Below are 15,865 nucleotides of genomic sequence, written 5' to 3' on the forward strand. Positions count from 1 at the left end.
TGCGACGTTTTTGAACATCACCTTTTTATCATTCATGTGGATAAAATGCGTGTTTGTCGGGTTACATTCATAAACGGACTAATAAAAATTGTTAAAACTGCCGATTTCAACGCTGACGCCACGGTTTAGTGTGGTACGATACACTGGATTAATTTAGACAGAAGGGTACAAATTTATGAAGCGCAATCAGCATCCGGATTCCGGTCAGTCTTGGCGGGATTCCGCCTTTATGCAGGGCCTAAAACAATTTAAAAACTCTGCATTTATGCAGTGGTTAGGACGTTTGTGGCATGCCATGTGGCGGCACATCCGTCATTTCTGGCGTCGTTTTCAACTCACACGTTGGATTATTGTGGCTATTTTAAGTGTTATTTTCGTGATGAGCGCCTACTTTACGTTCGAGGCTAAGACCGCCCACGTTGGTAATTTGAAGGCAGCGTTATCACAACCAACGGTAATTTACGACCGGAAGAACCAAAAGGCCGGGGAGTTGTACTCTCAAAAAGGGACCTATGTTTCATTAGATAAGATTTCACCTAACATTCAAAACGCTGTGCTATCAACGGAAGATCGTAATTTTTACCATGAGCACGGGTATTCAGTAAAAGGATTGGCACGTGCCTTCTTCTTGCTAGCCCGAAATAAGTTACTTCATCGCGATTATATCAGCGGTGGGGGGTCGACCTTAACTCAGCAACTGGTTAAAAATGCTTATCTGTCACAGGAACAGACGGTTACCCGTAAGGCACGAGAAATATTCTTGTCCATTGAAGTTGAAAACGTTTATTCTAAACAGGATATTTTGGCAATGTATCTCAACAACGCTTATTTTGGTCATGGGGTTTGGGGTGTTGAGGATGCTTCTGAACGTTATTTTGGCAAACATGCGGCTCAGTTGACTGTACCAGAATCAGCTGTGTTGGCGGGAATGTTAACGTCGCCCAGCGGTTATAATCCAGTTGATCAGCCAGCCGCTTCGAAAGCACGGCGAAACGTCGTGCTCGGTTTGATGGCAGATAACAAAAAGATTTCATCGGCCGACGCGGCTGCCTATCAAAAAACAGCACTAGTGACGACAGATAATTATGCGCCGGACAGTTCGTACCGGTACCCTTACTTCTTCGATGCAGTGATTGACGAAGCCATTTCTAAATATGGTCTAACGGAAGCTGACATCATGAACCATGGGTATAAGATCTACACAACCTTGGATCAAACGCAGCAAACAACCATGCAGAACTTGTTTAAGAACTCTGCCAACTTCCCGGCTAACGCTAGCGATGGCACGATGGTGCAGGCAGCAAGCATTGCAATGGATCCTAATAATGGTGGCGTGTCAGCGGTTATGGGCGGTCGTGGCGAGCACGTTTTCCGTGGCTTTAATCGTGCTACACAGTCGTTGCGTTCACCAGGATCAACGATAAAGCCATTTGCTGTTTATACGCCGGCACTTCAAAATGGTTACTATTATGATTCTGAGTTGCAGGATAAGAAACAATCCTATGGCGCTAATCATTATTCACCAAGTAACTACGGCGATACTTATCGCGGTGAGGTGCCGATGTATCAAGCACTTCAGAATAGTTACAATGCGCCAGCGGTTTGGCTTTTGAACAAGATTGGTGTTCAAAAGGGTTATGACTCTGTTCAACGCTTTGGAATTAATTTGGATAAATCTGATAATAATCTGGCAATGGTGCTTGGTGGTATTAAGAAAGGTGTTTCACCTGAGACGATGGCACAAGCGTTTACGACGTTTGCCAACGGTGGTAAGTTAACCCAGGCTCACTTTATTACTAAGATTGTGGATGCTTCTGGAAAGGTCATCGTAGACAATGATTACGATCAGCCAAAACGGATTATCAGCAAAAATGTTGCTAACGAAATGACCAGTATGATGTTGGGAACATTTACCCATGGTACCGGTGTCTATGCAAAACCAGCGGGTTATCAAGTGGCCGGGAAGACTGGTACCACTGAGGCAGATGGTGTTGGTGATACTACTGGAACCACGGATATGTGGGTTGACGGCTACACCCCAGACCTGGTCATGGTTAACTGGGAAGGCTTCGATCAGACGAATAAAGGTAACCATTTGGATGTTCCCCAAGGATTAGCTGTTAGTCAGCTCTACAAGGCTGAAATGACGAGTATGTTGCCGAATACTAAACAAACGGCGTTTACCGTTAAAGATGCCAATACTTTAGCAGCAACCGAGAGTTCATCGGAAAGTGGCAACGTTTGGGATGAGGTGCAACAAGGCGCTGGTAAAGTTGGTAAATCAATTGGTAAGGGCGCCGATTCATTGCTTCAGAAGGCTGGCGATCTTTGGAACCAGTTCACCGGTGTTCTAGGACGTTAAACGATCAGACACTAATTGATTGAAAATTTGATGAGATTTTCAAAGCGAACAGCTGTTTCCTTTTGAAGGAAATGGTACACTAATAAGGAATTAAAAAATGAGGAGGCTACCGTTTATGGCAGCAGATATTTTGGCCGACGCAAAGTCCATGGCCACGACCCTAGAAGCAAGCGACGAATTTCAAGCACTGAGTGATGCCTACGATAAAATGAAGCAAAACGACGAGGCTTACAAAACTTTTCAAGAATTTCAGTCAACTCAATTGAGTTTGCAACAAAAGCAGATGCAAGGTCAAAATCTGACTGAAGACGAAATGAACAACGCCCGTGAGTTAGCCACGAAGGTTGGTAACTTTGAAGAAATCAAAACATTGATGCAAAAGGAAGAGGCTGTTAACAACTTGTTGAACGAACTCAACAATGTGATTACTAAGCCAATTCAGGATTTATACAGAAAATAATTAAGTTCGATATCGCAGTCTGGTAGTAACGGTTAGTCCCGTGACTGCCAGACTGTTTTTAGTAAGCGATAGGCGCGTAATGCGTTAAACAAAAGTACCGAGGTAAAGGAGACATCAGCATGAAGTTCATTCATACGGCTGACCTACATTTAGACAGTCCGTTTTTGGGCCTTAAAGATTTGCCGGACGCTTTGTGGCAAAGAATTTATGAATCGCCTCTAACGGCCTTTAAACGGTTGGTTAGCGACGCCATCGACACACAGGTCGATTTTGTTTTAATTACCGGTGACGTTTATGATCGTCAGGAACGTGCGATTAACGCTCAGGCAGCCTTTTTAACCGAGATGGAGCGATTGAATCAGGCACAGATCCCAGTGTATTTAAGTTATGGCAATCATGATTATCTGGATGCGGCAACGGATGGTCTTCAACTACCGGCCAATGTCCATTCATTTGGTGAAGCGGTGTCTAGTTTTAAGCTGACAACGCGAGATCAAACAAAAGTTGAAATAGTCGGTTTTTCGTATCCGACTCGAGTTGTTACCACAGATATGGCGGCCACATTTCCTGATCGCGATCCTCAAGCAGATGTTCAAATTGGCATGTTGCATGGTTCAATTTCTGGCAAACCAGGACCGCATGATACCGACGCACCGTTTACTGTTGATGAGCTTATGACCAAACATTACGATTACTGGGCGCTGGGTCACATTCACAAACGGCAGGTCTTACATGAGGAACGACCGTGGATTATTTATCCAGGCAATATTCAAGGACGCCACATAAACGAAACTGGTGAAAAGGGGTACATGCTGGTTCGACAGGAACAAAGTCGTTTGATACCAACTTTTCATGCGGTTGCTCCCGTCGTGTGGAACATGCAAACGGTGGACTGTGACAGCATTACCAGCACAAATGATCTGCAACAAGCAATTGCCAATCAGTTAAGTCAGTTAGCTGACCAAGTGAAAACACATTCCTCTAACCAGTCTTTAGAAATGTTGAGCCTTAAATTAATCCATACGGATCAATTAGCCGCTGAAACTAAGCAACGGTTGACTAACGGGAGTCTGTTAAGCCTACTTCAATCGCAAGAAATGGCACGATTGGATGTAGTTAACCAACTGGTGGTGGACCTGCATATGACGGATGAAGACAGTGAATCGACACACTTTGCACAATTGGATCAATATTATTGGAATCAAGCGGCAGATTCTGTTTTTGCGGCAGAAAACATTGCGAAAACTGCTGATCAACTTTTTGCTGAGCCGACAATTGCGAGCGCGTTGGCTCATAGTGGCGGAAATCTGAAACAGGCTGTTATTCGACAGGTCAACGCGGCTGGAAGGGATGAGTAATCGATGAATATTACAGAAATCCATATCGATGGTTTCGGTAAATGGCAAAACAAAACTTTTCCGGTCAATCCGCAACTGCAGGTCTTTTATGGCGAAAATGAAGCAGGAAAGACAACTATTCAAAAGTTCATTAGCAGTGTGTTATTTGGTTTTGCGACGGCCAAACATCCGGCTGAACAATACTTACCAAAAACGGGTGCTGGCTATGGTGGTAGCTTAACGTTTACAGTGGATGATGCCCAGCAGACACAGTATCGTCTGCGTCGTACTTCGGGTAAGAATGGTGGCGACATTCAGCTGACAAATTTGACCACTAACCAAACGATGCCGCCTGAGTTGCTGAACCAATTGCTAGGGCCGGTTGATCGAACATTAAACGACGCGACGTTTAACTTTGACCTGAGCGGTTTGCAGCTTTTGACCACTGTGACGCAACCTGAGTTGATGGCAAATGTTCAACGTGTTGGGGCAGTCGGAAGTACATCGTGGATTGAGCTGGCTGAGCAATTTGATAAGGACGCAGACGATTTATATCGTCCTCGTGGTCAAAAGCCTGCTTTAAATCAACAACTAACAACTTATCATGATTTGCAGGCTCGACTGAAAGCTGCAGAAGCGGGCTATCCCAATTTTGTCAAACGTCAACACGATATTCTATCTGGTAAACAGAAAGTTGCTCAACTTGGTGATCACATTAAAGAATTAACGAGTAAGCGGGACAAGTTGGCAAGAATCACGCAGTTGTGGCCAGTGTTTGAAAAATACCGGGACATGTCTGGTGGCCTGTCTGACGTGAATGAAAAACTGATTACGGCCGAGGATTATGCTGACTTTTTAAAACTTCAGACACAGCGTGAACAGCTGATGCAAACGTCAGTTCGTCAGGTGGCGCAACTAAAGGATCAGACGACGGAAACGCCTCAAGAAGTTCAATTTTATATTGATCATCAAAGTGCCTTTAAGTCGCAGGCTGCATCGTTTGATCAGATTGAGACGGCAATTCATGAGCGTCAGTATAGTCGACAGCAAGTCGCTGAGCAAAGTGATGAACGGGATCAAATCGTGACAAAGCATCGATTCAATGCATCGTGGCCGACACCGCTAAGTGATTCCGAATATGAGCAAGTTAGTCGACTTACTCAAGTAGGACAGCAACAGGTTACAAATGGTTCAAAGACGCGTGAGCAGTGGCTAATGATGGGCGTCGGCCTGGTCCTTTTGTTGCTTGGACTGATAATGAGCAGCGGTGTGAAATGGCTGTTTGTACTTTTGGGTATTGCTGGCATAGCTGGTGGCTGGTTCAATGTTTTTGTCTGGTTTCGGGCTCAACAGGCTCATGGAACGGTGGCAACAAAGGAAAGTAGCATATCCGAATTAACCCAGCGACATCACATGGCTGGTTTTCCAGTTGGCACGTGGTTGGCTTTACAGCCGGATATTCAACGATTAAACCAGTTAACAGATCAAATTGATTCATTAAAAAGTAAAATTCAACAGTTGAACGCTGATATCAATCACTTCTTTGAAGGCTATCAATTTGCTGAGACACAATTGCCGTTAACGAATTTGTCAGCAGCAGATGCATTATTAAAGGCCCGACAGTATACATCGGCAAAGGAACTGGCCGTCGCAACTGTGCAGGGACAATCACAGCAGCGCCTGCAACTTATCCGTGACAATAGTGACTTACAAGCCAAATTAAGTGAGATAACGACGTCACTACAGCAGGTAATGCAACGTTATCGTGTACAAACGCCGAATGATTTTGAAAATCTGTATCAACAACAACTTCAGTTAGCCGATCAAACAGCGGAACGTCGGGCACTTGGCAATCAATTGACACCAGCGTGGTTAGCTAAGCTATCTTCATATCAGGATATAGCGGCGGTTGACCAACGCCAGGCGGAAGTGACAACAAATTTACAAAGTGATATTGAGCAACGTGATCAGGTACAAGAAGACATTGCAAATCAACAGGCACTGTTTGCTCGTCAGAGTGAGGATGAAACCATGCCAATACTGCGGCAACGTTTGGCAAACATGGAAACTAAACTGGTCGAAACCGCGCAACAATGGTTGGTTAATCGACTAAGCGCACAGTGGATCGACGGGGCACTTAACGCTGCGTCTGCTGACCGTTTGCCAGCAATTGTAAAGCGCGCGCAAACATATTTTGCGACGTTAACCCTTGAGCACTATACTAAGATTGAATTTATTAACGAGGCGTTAACAGTAACAACGTCTCAGGGAACAGTTTTCGACGTTACTGAATTATCTCGTGGTACGGCCGAGCAACTCTATATCGCGCTTCGACTTGGGTTTGCTAGTGTCATGGCAGACAGGACTGCAATGCCGTTGATTATTGATGATGCGTTCGTTGACTTTGATCGTCATCGTAAACAGGCAATGTTTAACTTGATGAAAGAACTTTCACAAGAGGTTCAGGTGATTTACTTTACAGCGGATGCGGGGGCACTATCTACGTTTGATGACAACCAGATCACTGAGCTCTAACGACAGCATGACCGAGTATGTAGTCTAGGAGTGAAAAAAATAAACGTAAGGAGTCGTGAACATGGCGGAAAAACAATTGCTGTCATTTCAGGTAGATGAACAATTTGATTTGTTCTTGTTACTGAAAGGGGCAGACGTAAGAACGGCTAAAAACGGAAAGCAATTTATTCGGATGACGTTTGAGGACCCTTCTGGCGAATTGTCTGGTAATTTTTGGGATGCAACGGATCAAGATATTGCTACGTTTGAACCGGGAAAAGTGGTCCTGGTTAGAGGCAAGAAGGAACTTTATCAGGGAAATCCGCAATTAAAAATCATGAATCTGCGGCTGGCAAATACCAGTGAACCCAATGATCCGTCTCAGTATGTGGCCCACGGACCGATGACGCGGGCTGAAATGGAAGAATCCATTTCAAACATTATCTTTGAAATCACTGAACCTACGTGGAATCGGGTAGTTCGAACACTGCTTCAGCGCCATGCAGATGATTTCTATAATTTTCCGGCTGCCAAGAAAAACCATCATGCATTTGCAGGTGGGCTAGCTTATCACACGATTTCAATTGTGAGACTGGCTAAGACTGTTGCCGATTTGCATCCAAATATTGATCGTTCATTGCTGTACTCCGGCGCGCTTCTACATGATTTGGGCAAAACCATTGAATTGTCGGGACCCATTTCAACAACCTATACATTGGCCGGTAATTTGATTGGGCACATTGTCCTGATTGATGAAGAAATTGTGAATGTCTGTCAGGAACTGCATTTTGATCCCGAAAGTGAAGAAATGCTGTTATTACGGCACATGATTCTGGCACATCACGGTTTATTGGAATACGGTTCGCCAGTGCGACCACATTTGCTAGAAGCAGAAGTTCTTCATGATTTGGATGAACTAGATGCTTCAATTCAAATGATGAGCACAGCAGTTGAACATACTGAACCTGGTGATTTCTCTGAACGAATTTTTGGTTTAGATGGCCGTAATTTTTACCGACCAACAGCATCCAAAACTAATCAGTCAGAGGATGATTAGCGATTCATTATTGAATATTAAAACGCGTTCATCATGTGCCATGCTTCATTTGATGGCAAACTTCAATGCACGATAAAAGGCAACCCCCATAAATGAGGTTGCCTTTTATCGTGCATAAACTAATTCAACGACTTAATTACTTAGTTTGCAGAAGATGATGAGGTAGAAGTGTACTGTGAAAGCACATCCTTCAAGTCATTGTCCTTAATGTTAACGTTACCCTTCTTCAATTCCTTAGCAATAACGGATTGAAGGACAGTACCACCGTTGCTGGTGTCCATGTCTTGGTTCCAAATTTGTTCCTTAAGATCTTGTTTGTGTTGAGTCCAAGTACCCTTAGAAGGCTTGTTCAACATCTTAATAACGTAATAACTCTTTGTTCCAGTTTGTGAGTTCGTGTCTGTCACAGGAGTCTTCGTATATTCACCATTGTTCAATTTGAAGGCAGCTGTTTTAATACTGTCATCAACTGAAGTAGAGGCGTTGTCAAACGTTCCGACTTTGCCACCCTTATTCTTTGAACTGGTGTCTTCAGAATACTTCTTGGCGACCTTAGTAAATGAAGTACCAGAATTCAATTCATCAATGGCCTTAGTGGCTGTGTCTTTCTTACTCGTTACGATAACAGCTGTCGATACTTTAGGTTCCCAACTCTTGAATTGTTTCTTCAGGTCAGAGTCAGTAATCTTGACGTCATTCTTCACGGCTTCTTTTAGCAACAGGTTCATGCGAAGGGTGTCTTTTAAGCTGGAGGCTGTCATGCCTTGTTGGGTCAACATGCTGTTGAAGCTTGAACCGTACTGTTTCTTAACCGTGTCATATTGCTTGTTAACTTTACTGCTTGAAACCTTGCTACCGTAATTCTTTTCAAGTACTTTTTTGATGATCATTTGTTGCAGGACTTGCTTACCCTGACTGGTGGTCTTCATACTTGAGTAGTATTGGTCCTGGGTGATTTTACCACCATTGGTAGTTGCCACAGTTTTGTTTCCACACGCAGCAAGTGAAAAGGCCATCACTAAACCGGCTGGAACAAGAAGCCATTTTTTCATAAAAAATATTCACATCCATTTCGATTTTTGTTTGCCATGTCAACATGGCGAAACGTACAAAAGCTATATTAACATAGATTAATGCCGATGTAGAAACAAGCTGCCGCCTTAACGGAAACTTTTACTTGCGTTAAGGTGCCGTTAAGCTACTGAATAAAAAATGCACTAAGGCCAAAGTAGCAGGCATCAGTGCATGTAAACAACATTATTTTTTATCCTTGTGACGATTAATGGCGGCTAAGTCATCATTCAACTTGTCCAAGTTTTCTTGAATGACTTTTTCGTGAGCTGCTGTTTTGAACTGAAATTGTTCAACAGATTTCTGAATATCATTAACCGTTTCTTGTGCTTTGGCTGCCGTTTCAGATAATTGTGAAACACTACTTTGCAAGCGATGCAGTGCGGTGGTGAAGCCTTGAACTGAAGCAACGAGTTCTCGAATGGGCGCAGTTAGTTTAGCAAACATGGATTACGCCCCCATATGTGCCATGATGTCTTGCTGAATTTTGCGGTAGGCCGCATCATCATAGTTATCACTGTTATCTTTAAAAATCATTTTGAAATCATCGTCATCGCTATAGCGGGGAACAATGTGAAAGTGTGAGTGGAACACAGATTGATAAGCAACTTTGCCGTTGTTGTTGACAATGTTCATGGCAACAATGTTAGGGTTTGATGCACGGACGGCACGGGCAATTTTGGGAATTCTGGCAAACACACGTTGCGCCAAATCCTCGTCATAAGCGAAGATATCTGGTACGTGTGTCTTAGGAATGACCAAAGTATGGCCTGGCGTACCTTGGGAGATATCTAAAAACGCCTTAACTTCGTCATCTTCGTATACCGTGTAGCTTGGAATTTCGCCTTTAATAATCTTACAAAAAATGCAGTTATCATCTAGCATTTCAGTTCCTCCTCATTTACGTATAGACGCAAACGTTTCGTTTGATTTAACGATTCGTGATTTAACCCATATGCACCTATACATCTTTTCACTTATCTTGATTATACACATCTGTCTTGACTGCGGAAAGGATTGTGAGACGTAAGTGTGTTAATCACTTGCACCACGCGATCCGTTTTTGAGGAGGATATATGCTATAATCAGGGACAGCATTTTTAAACGTAAGCGCCAATACCAATGAAAATAGTGTTGTAGCAGTTTAACGTTTATTCGCGTCGAAACCTTGTCTAAACCCGGTGCGATGATCGGAATAGAATAACAAAGTAATATGAATGAAGATAAAATAATCGAAAGGATATAACTATGGGAATTGAAGTTGAACATTTAGTGGGCGGTTATTCACAGGTTCCAGTGCTAAAGGATGTCAGTTTTTCCGTTTCAGACGGCGAAGTGGTCGGCCTCATTGGTTTGAACGGAGCCGGAAAGTCGACGACGATAAACCATATTATTGGTTTGCTAACACCAATTCGAGGACATATCCAATTAGGTGGGGTGGATCTGAAAACTGATCCTGCCGCGTACAAACAACAAATTGCTTATATCCCGGAATTACCAGTGTTATACGATGAGCTAACCCTTCAAGAAACACTCACGTTGACCATGATGGCTTATGGTTTAGATGTCGAGAAAACATGGATTCGGGCACATGAATTATTAAAGACATTCCGTTTAGATAATAAGTTGAACTGGTTTCCTGCCAATTTTTCTAAGGGAATGAGACAAAAGGTTATGATTGTGAATGCATTTATGACCAATGCGAAGGTTTTTATTATTGACGAACCGTTTTTAGGCTTAGATCCGGTTGCTGTGCATGACTTGCTTCAATTGATTGAGGAAGCACGTGGCCGTGGGGCGGCTGTCCTCATGTCGACACACGTGCTTGCAAACGCTGAAAAATATTGTGACCGATTCATTTTGCTAAACCAGGGCGAAGTGAAGGTTTCTGGGACGTTAGATCAGTTAAGGGCTGCTTTCCCAGACGTAGGTGGTTCTCTGGATGATATTTATTTGGCACTAGCAAATGGTGAACGTAATGACTGATTTGCAGAAATTGTTTTCTCAACGTTTATCACGCCATGCCGGTCAGTTATTGAAATATTTACGGCTTGTCTTTACTGATCACTTTGTCATTGCGTTGTTTTTCTTCTTTGGTGCATTGGGGTTTGCTTACCAAAATGAATTAAAAACGTTAACACTAGGTGTCTGGTGGGGGCCATGGTTAACGATGCTGATCTTAGTTATTGCACTACAAATGGGAAGATTAGCAACATTGTTGGAACCTGCTGACGCCGTCTTTTTGCTACCTGCAGAAACAACTCTTCATCAGTATTTAAAGCATGCCCGCAATTATAGCTTGTTAATGGCAAGCTTCATTCAAATTGCGGTTGGCGTGGTTTTATTACCGTTTTTAGCTCGTGGTGACCAGATGACGTTGCTTGAAGCTGCCATCCTTATTATGACTCAGTTAATTACTAAGGCAGCATGGATGAACTGGCAGCTACAACAAGGTGTCCAACAGGTAAAACATTCGATTGCACAAGTTCGGTTGGTAAACTGGTTGGGCGCGATTGTTATTTTCGGTCTCAGTTTGTTTGTGTCAGTCTGGATTGGGTTGATCGCAGCTTTACTAGCTTTGAGTGCCTCAATTGCCGGTTTAGGAAAGCGTTGGCAACAGGGGCAGTTGGCTTGGCAGTCTTTAATTACAAATGAAAATGGACGCATGATGGTTTTGTATCGTTTCTTTAACCTATTTACAGACGTTCCACAGGTTAAGGCAACGGTTAGAAGACGACGCTATTTAGACCCAATGTGGAAGCTTGTTATTGGCCAATCGACCAATCCATATTTATTCCTATTTACACGAGGACTTGGCCGCGATAGTGATACGTTTGGACTCATTACACGACTGACAGTTATGGGAATGATCATCTTAATCTTTTTGACTAATCAATGGGCTAGCCTTGTTGTGATGCTGTTGGCTATCTATTTGATTGGTTTTCAATTGTTGCCTTTCTATCGCGAGTACGAGGGAAAAGTATTTACTCATCTGTTTCCAGTTACTAAAGGACAACAGTTGTCAGCTTTCAAAACAGTTTTAACTGACGTTTTGACAATTTGCGCCGTTTTGTTTGTCATCGTTGATGTTGCGGTCAACTGGTCATGGCTGCGGCTTCTGATTGATATAGTTGCGATGGCGGCTGAATTGATTATCTTTATAGGCTGGTATAGCGGTTGGCGGTTGAGAAAAAGCTAGGTTTAATTTACTGATAAAGTATAAAACTAGACTCAAAGCGCCATTCACAATGCGAAATGCTGAACAGTTTGGTATGCTCAACAATCAACTCATTATCTGAAAATCACATAACTGTTAAAAACAGTACAAGGAGAACCTTTTATATGCGAGTAAGAAACAAACCATGGGCGGACGATCTTATTGCTGAAAACCCTGAAGCCATTGTATTAGATGCTGCTGCTCACCGTGGTCATTGGCAAGATCGTTTCAAACAGCAACAGCCGTTACAAGTAGAAATTGGCACCGGTAAGGGTCAGTTTCTGATTGGCATGGCAAAAGCCCATCCGGAAATTAATTTTGTTGGTATTGAATTGCAAAAGTCAGTCTTGGCAGCAGCTTTAAAAACGTCTCTGCCCGAAGCATTAGATAATTTACAGTGGGTCTTGGCAGATGGAGATGGCGTTGAAACTTTCTTCGAGCCAGGTGAAGTCGATCAACTCTACTTAAACTTTTCTGATCCATGGCCGAAGACTCGCCACGAAAAGCGTCGTTTGACGTACAAAACTTTTCTGGCTAGTTACCAGGCCGTTTTGCGCGATAATGGTAAGATTCAGTTTAAGACCGACAATCGCCATCTATTTGAGTATTCACTTATGAGCATGACGGCATTTGGTTTGCAGTTGACTGAGGTTTCACTGGATCTACATGCAGATATTGCGGCCAGCGACGGTAAGCTGGAAAATATTGAGACAGAGTACGAACAAAAATTTTCGGCGAAGGGCCAACCCATTTATCGGCTCGTCGTTGAAATGCCAGATAAGGCCAAATAACGATCTCGTTAAATTTGAAATCGAAAGACTGGGGCATAACGCCTAAACTCAAATCATAGTGGAACGTCAACGAGCAATCTTTCTTCAACCGCAAAAGATCAAGCCGATGAAAAATTGCCGCAAACGCGAGACCCAACGCTGACTTTTGCTCATCTAACACAAACACAAATAAAGCGTTCATGGGAAAATTACCCATAAACGCTTTATTTGTGTTACCTGAGAAAGCCAAAACGTGTTATGTCCCGCTCTGTTTCCTACGAAAAACGGTTACCGCTTGCACGTAGACGGAGCAAGCGGTATAAAGAACGTGACATATTATGAGGACGTGACTGTAATGATGAAACAACTTGGAAAAGATTTTCACATACGTAACGCAGAAGTAGCTCTATTTTTGCGAGACCGACCAATGACGTCTGTTATTCGTCATTCGTTAACCATATTATTTCCGTTTGTCTTAATGGACGTCTTACTGAGCTGGATTGATGAGGCGTGGTTGCGGCCTGATGGTTTTTACTATCAAATCTTTCAATTTAAACGCGCTGGCAATGCATTAATTGAGACCGGGTACTCACTGAGTGATTTAGTTATCATGCTAAATGTGGTTGTCAGTATTTGCGCGGCCTATCTTGTGGGTTATTATTACGCAGAGTTTTTTCACAAAGACAAAATGACGACTGGACTCGCTAGTGGTGCAGCGTACATTATTTTAAATTATGATTATCGAAGCCCAGATAACTTATTCTTATTTGATAATTTTGGCTTGCGTGGTCTGTTCTTGGCGTTTGTGACTGGTATCATTGTCGGCCTAATATTCCGAATTCCTTTTAGCAATCACTTCTCCAGTCATCAAGTTGTAACAGAGGATGACCGACTTTTTTCGCGTTCTCAACGCATGTTTTTTCCGTTGGCAATCGTAATTATTTTGTTTGTGGGCATCGGTTTTAGCTTGAGTTTGGTTACTGCGGCTGGTCCGCTTGGCATCCTCAATGAGGGGATTGCAACCATTACATTGGGCAAGGCGACAACACATGTGTTTGCTATTCTGGCATCCGCTGTAATTAGTAATCTGTTAATGTTTTTTGGACTGGCAAGTCCAATCGCGCAACCGCGATTAACTGGTTTTACGACATACTCCGGTGCAAATTATCAATTTTCACAGGCACATCACACTTCATTTGGTGCGCCATATCCGATTACTTTACATACCTTGTACGATGTGTTTGGTAATATTAGTGGCGTGGGTGGCATGTTGGCCTTGATGATTGCGATTTTACTAGTCGGAATCGTTCATCGTGAACGGCGAGTCGCTTATCGTGGACTCTTACCAACGTTATCCAATATGTCTGGAATTGGCCTGGTTGGTTTGCCAATGATTTTTAATTCAATTTACTTACTACCAATGTTGATTGTTCCTGTGTTCAATATGCTGGTTGGGGCAGTGCTAATTAAATCGCGTATTATTCCACCAGCAGTCTATCGAATTCCGTGGACGACACCGGGAATTTTGCAGGGTTACGCAGGTACGGGTGGCGATATTGCTACATTAATTGTGGCGATTATTCTCTTTTTCTTGGATATTATTTTCTTTATTCCGTTTGTTAAAAACGGAAATCGTTTGCAGGCATTATTAATAACGCGTGAGCGGAATCATAAGACAGAGACGGGACGTGATCAAAATGACCAATAAAATCAAACGATGGTTATTTGTCGGCGGTCTGTTTGTGTTTGTTATTGTAGTGACTTGCTTCACGATTCCGTGGGTTAAGAGTTCAGTCACTAAGCCGCGAACTATTCGACAATCCCAAATGTCGCCAGTTATTTTTATTCCTGGATCGTCGGCTGGACAGAACCGTTTTGATGATTTATTTAAAACGATCAATTCAGGTCAGGGCGTTGCTAAAAATGCCCAAGGTGGTCAAAAGTCGACGCCAGTTCAACATAGCGTTGTTAAAATTACGGTTAAGGAAAATGATACCCTCCAAGTCACGGGTCAAGTTCGGGCCGGTGACAACACGCCGTTTTTCGTCGTGGCGTTTGAAAATAACCATGACGGCTATGCAAATATCAAAAAGCAGGCCAAATGGTTTAATATCGCTTTTAACTATTTGGTAGATTGCAAATTTAATCCGAATTTTTGGACAAATTTGTCAGCATAACCTGATACGGTGTTTGCCAGTCGAGTATTTTAAGCGGTCGCTGGTTAATTTGGAGTAACGTCGTCGTTAAATCTTGAGCACTAATGTGCTCAAAACGAGTCCCTTTAGGATAAAAATAACGTAAATTCCGATTAAAGCGTTCATTACTACCGCGTTCAGCTGGCGTATAAGCATGGCAGTAATAGGTCTTAATACCATATTGTGATTCAAGTGATACTAGCCCACTAAACTCAGTGCCACGGTCCACAGTAAAGCTGTGAACCGGACCATTAAAAGTGGTTAGGAACTTAGTTAGTGCTTCATTAACAGTCGCTGTCGTCCGATCTTTTAACCGGTATGCCCAAAAGAACCGTGATTTGCGATCGATTAAAGTTAATAAAACTGCCTTACTATGCCCACGAGGACCAACGACTGTATCTAGTTCAAAATCGCCGATGCGATTACGTTGATTAATCATCATGGGACGCTGTTCAATTGATCGCCCCAAAGATTGATTATATTTGGATCGTTGGTCAACGTTACGCCGTTGGCGTACGCCATGTTCAGGTAGATCATTCAAGGAGAAACCAATTCTCCCCTGATTTAGCCAATTATAAATAGATTTAGTAGCTAGTTTAAATTCGTGAGCAATCATTCCTGGTGACCAGCTTAGACGTAAATGGTTGAGAATTTTTTGCTTTAACTCATCGCTCAGCTTAGTTTTCCGACCACATCGTGATCGCTTGTATTCGGCATCTGTTTGTGCTAATTCAGCCTGATAAGGTTGACATCGAGATAATTCATAAGAAATTGTTGACGGTGATCGGTTCAGCCGAACGCCCATTTGGATATTGGACAGCCCTAGTTCACAAAAGGTTTCGATTTTAATTCGTTCGGAATAGGTTATACTAGACAAAAGAT

Annotated in this window: 14 protein-coding genes; 10 read left to right on the top strand and 4 right to left on the bottom strand. The window is 42.9% G+C overall.

The window, feature by feature from the left end; translation table 11 throughout:
- Window positions 1-229 precede the first annotated feature (229 nt).
- From LROSL1_RS05430 to LROSL1_RS05450, 5 genes are all read left to right on the top strand, one after another.
- Entirely contained in the window at window positions 230-2,362 is a 2,133-nt protein-coding gene (locus LROSL1_RS05430; protein WP_404825829.1) for a PBP1A family penicillin-binding protein, read from the top strand.
- 115 nt (window positions 2,363-2,477) lie between these two features.
- On the top strand, window positions 2,478-2,822 hold the full coding sequence (locus LROSL1_RS05435) for a YlbF family regulator (protein WP_178913983.1): 345 nt from the start codon (window positions 2,478-2,480) through the stop codon (window positions 2,820-2,822).
- 119 nt (window positions 2,823-2,941) lie between these two features.
- Window positions 2,942-4,180: a metallophosphoesterase family protein gene (locus LROSL1_RS05440; protein WP_178913984.1), complete on the top strand. Its 1,239-nt coding sequence runs from the start codon at window positions 2,942-2,944 to the stop codon at window positions 4,178-4,180.
- Between the two features lie 3 nt (window positions 4,181-4,183).
- Entirely contained in the window at window positions 4,184-6,694 is a 2,511-nt protein-coding gene (locus LROSL1_RS05445) for an ATP-binding protein (protein ID WP_178913985.1), read from the top strand.
- 61 nt (window positions 6,695-6,755) lie between these two features.
- On the top strand, window positions 6,756-7,730 hold the full coding sequence (locus LROSL1_RS05450) for a 3'-5' exoribonuclease YhaM family protein (RefSeq protein ID WP_178913986.1): 975 nt from the start codon (window positions 6,756-6,758) through the stop codon (window positions 7,728-7,730).
- A gap of 140 nt (window positions 7,731-7,870) precedes the next feature.
- Here the strand turns inward: LROSL1_RS05450 and LROSL1_RS05455 are convergent, their stop codons facing one another.
- The 3 genes from LROSL1_RS05455 to LROSL1_RS05465 form a co-directional block, all read right to left on the bottom strand.
- Window positions 7,871-8,782: a peptidylprolyl isomerase gene (locus LROSL1_RS05455; protein WP_017261671.1), complete on the bottom strand. Its 912-nt coding sequence runs from the start codon at window positions 8,780-8,782 to the stop codon at window positions 7,871-7,873.
- 205 nt (window positions 8,783-8,987) lie between these two features.
- Window positions 8,988-9,248 (bottom strand): hypothetical protein, encoded by a 261-nt coding sequence (locus LROSL1_RS05460; RefSeq protein WP_178913987.1) that lies wholly within the window; start codon window positions 9,246-9,248, stop codon window positions 8,988-8,990.
- A 3-nt stretch (window positions 9,249-9,251) separates the two neighbouring features.
- Window positions 9,252-9,686, bottom strand: coding sequence for an HIT family protein (locus tag LROSL1_RS05465; protein ID WP_017261673.1), 435 nt, complete (start codon window positions 9,684-9,686; stop codon window positions 9,252-9,254).
- Between the two features lie 363 nt (window positions 9,687-10,049).
- Between LROSL1_RS05465 and LROSL1_RS05470 the strand changes: the two genes are divergently transcribed.
- The 5 genes from LROSL1_RS05470 (at window position 10,050) to LROSL1_RS05490 (ending at window position 14,965) form a co-directional block, all read left to right on the top strand.
- A complete protein-coding gene (locus LROSL1_RS05470; protein ID WP_017261674.1) occupies window positions 10,050-10,787 on the top strand; it encodes an ABC transporter ATP-binding protein in 738 nt (245 codons plus the stop codon).
- Window positions 10,780-12,000 carry an ABC transporter permease gene (locus LROSL1_RS05475; protein WP_178913988.1) on the top strand — a complete coding sequence of 407 codons (1,221 nt, stop codon included), beginning with the start codon at window positions 10,780-10,782 and terminating at the stop codon, window positions 11,998-12,000. Before LROSL1_RS05470 ends, LROSL1_RS05475 begins: the two co-directional genes overlap by 8 nt.
- Window positions 12,001-12,143: 143 nt before the next feature.
- Window positions 12,144-12,809 (top strand): tRNA (guanosine(46)-N7)-methyltransferase TrmB, encoded by a 666-nt coding sequence (trmB, locus tag LROSL1_RS05480; protein ID WP_017261676.1) that lies wholly within the window; start codon window positions 12,144-12,146, stop codon window positions 12,807-12,809.
- A gap of 334 nt (window positions 12,810-13,143) precedes the next feature.
- Complete coding sequence (locus tag LROSL1_RS05485; RefSeq protein WP_178913989.1) at window positions 13,144-14,496, top strand: PTS sugar transporter subunit IIC; 1,353 nt, start codon at window positions 13,144-13,146, stop codon at window positions 14,494-14,496.
- Window positions 14,486-14,965: an alpha/beta hydrolase gene (locus LROSL1_RS05490; protein ID WP_178913990.1), complete on the top strand. Its 480-nt coding sequence runs from the start codon at window positions 14,486-14,488 to the stop codon at window positions 14,963-14,965. The genes LROSL1_RS05485 and LROSL1_RS05490 overlap by 11 nt, the downstream gene beginning before the upstream one ends.
- Here LROSL1_RS05490 and LROSL1_RS05495 read toward each other — a convergent pair.
- Complete coding sequence (locus LROSL1_RS05495; RefSeq protein WP_085844568.1) at window positions 14,931-15,860, bottom strand: IS30-like element ISLpl1 family transposase; 930 nt, start codon at window positions 15,858-15,860, stop codon at window positions 14,931-14,933. The genes LROSL1_RS05490 and LROSL1_RS05495 overlap by 35 nt on opposite strands.
- Window positions 15,861-15,865: the final 5 nt, after the last annotated feature.

The sequence above is a fragment of the Furfurilactobacillus rossiae genome, assembly GCF_013394005.1.
Classification (GTDB): Bacteria; Bacillota; Bacilli; order Lactobacillales; family Lactobacillaceae; genus Furfurilactobacillus; species Furfurilactobacillus rossiae.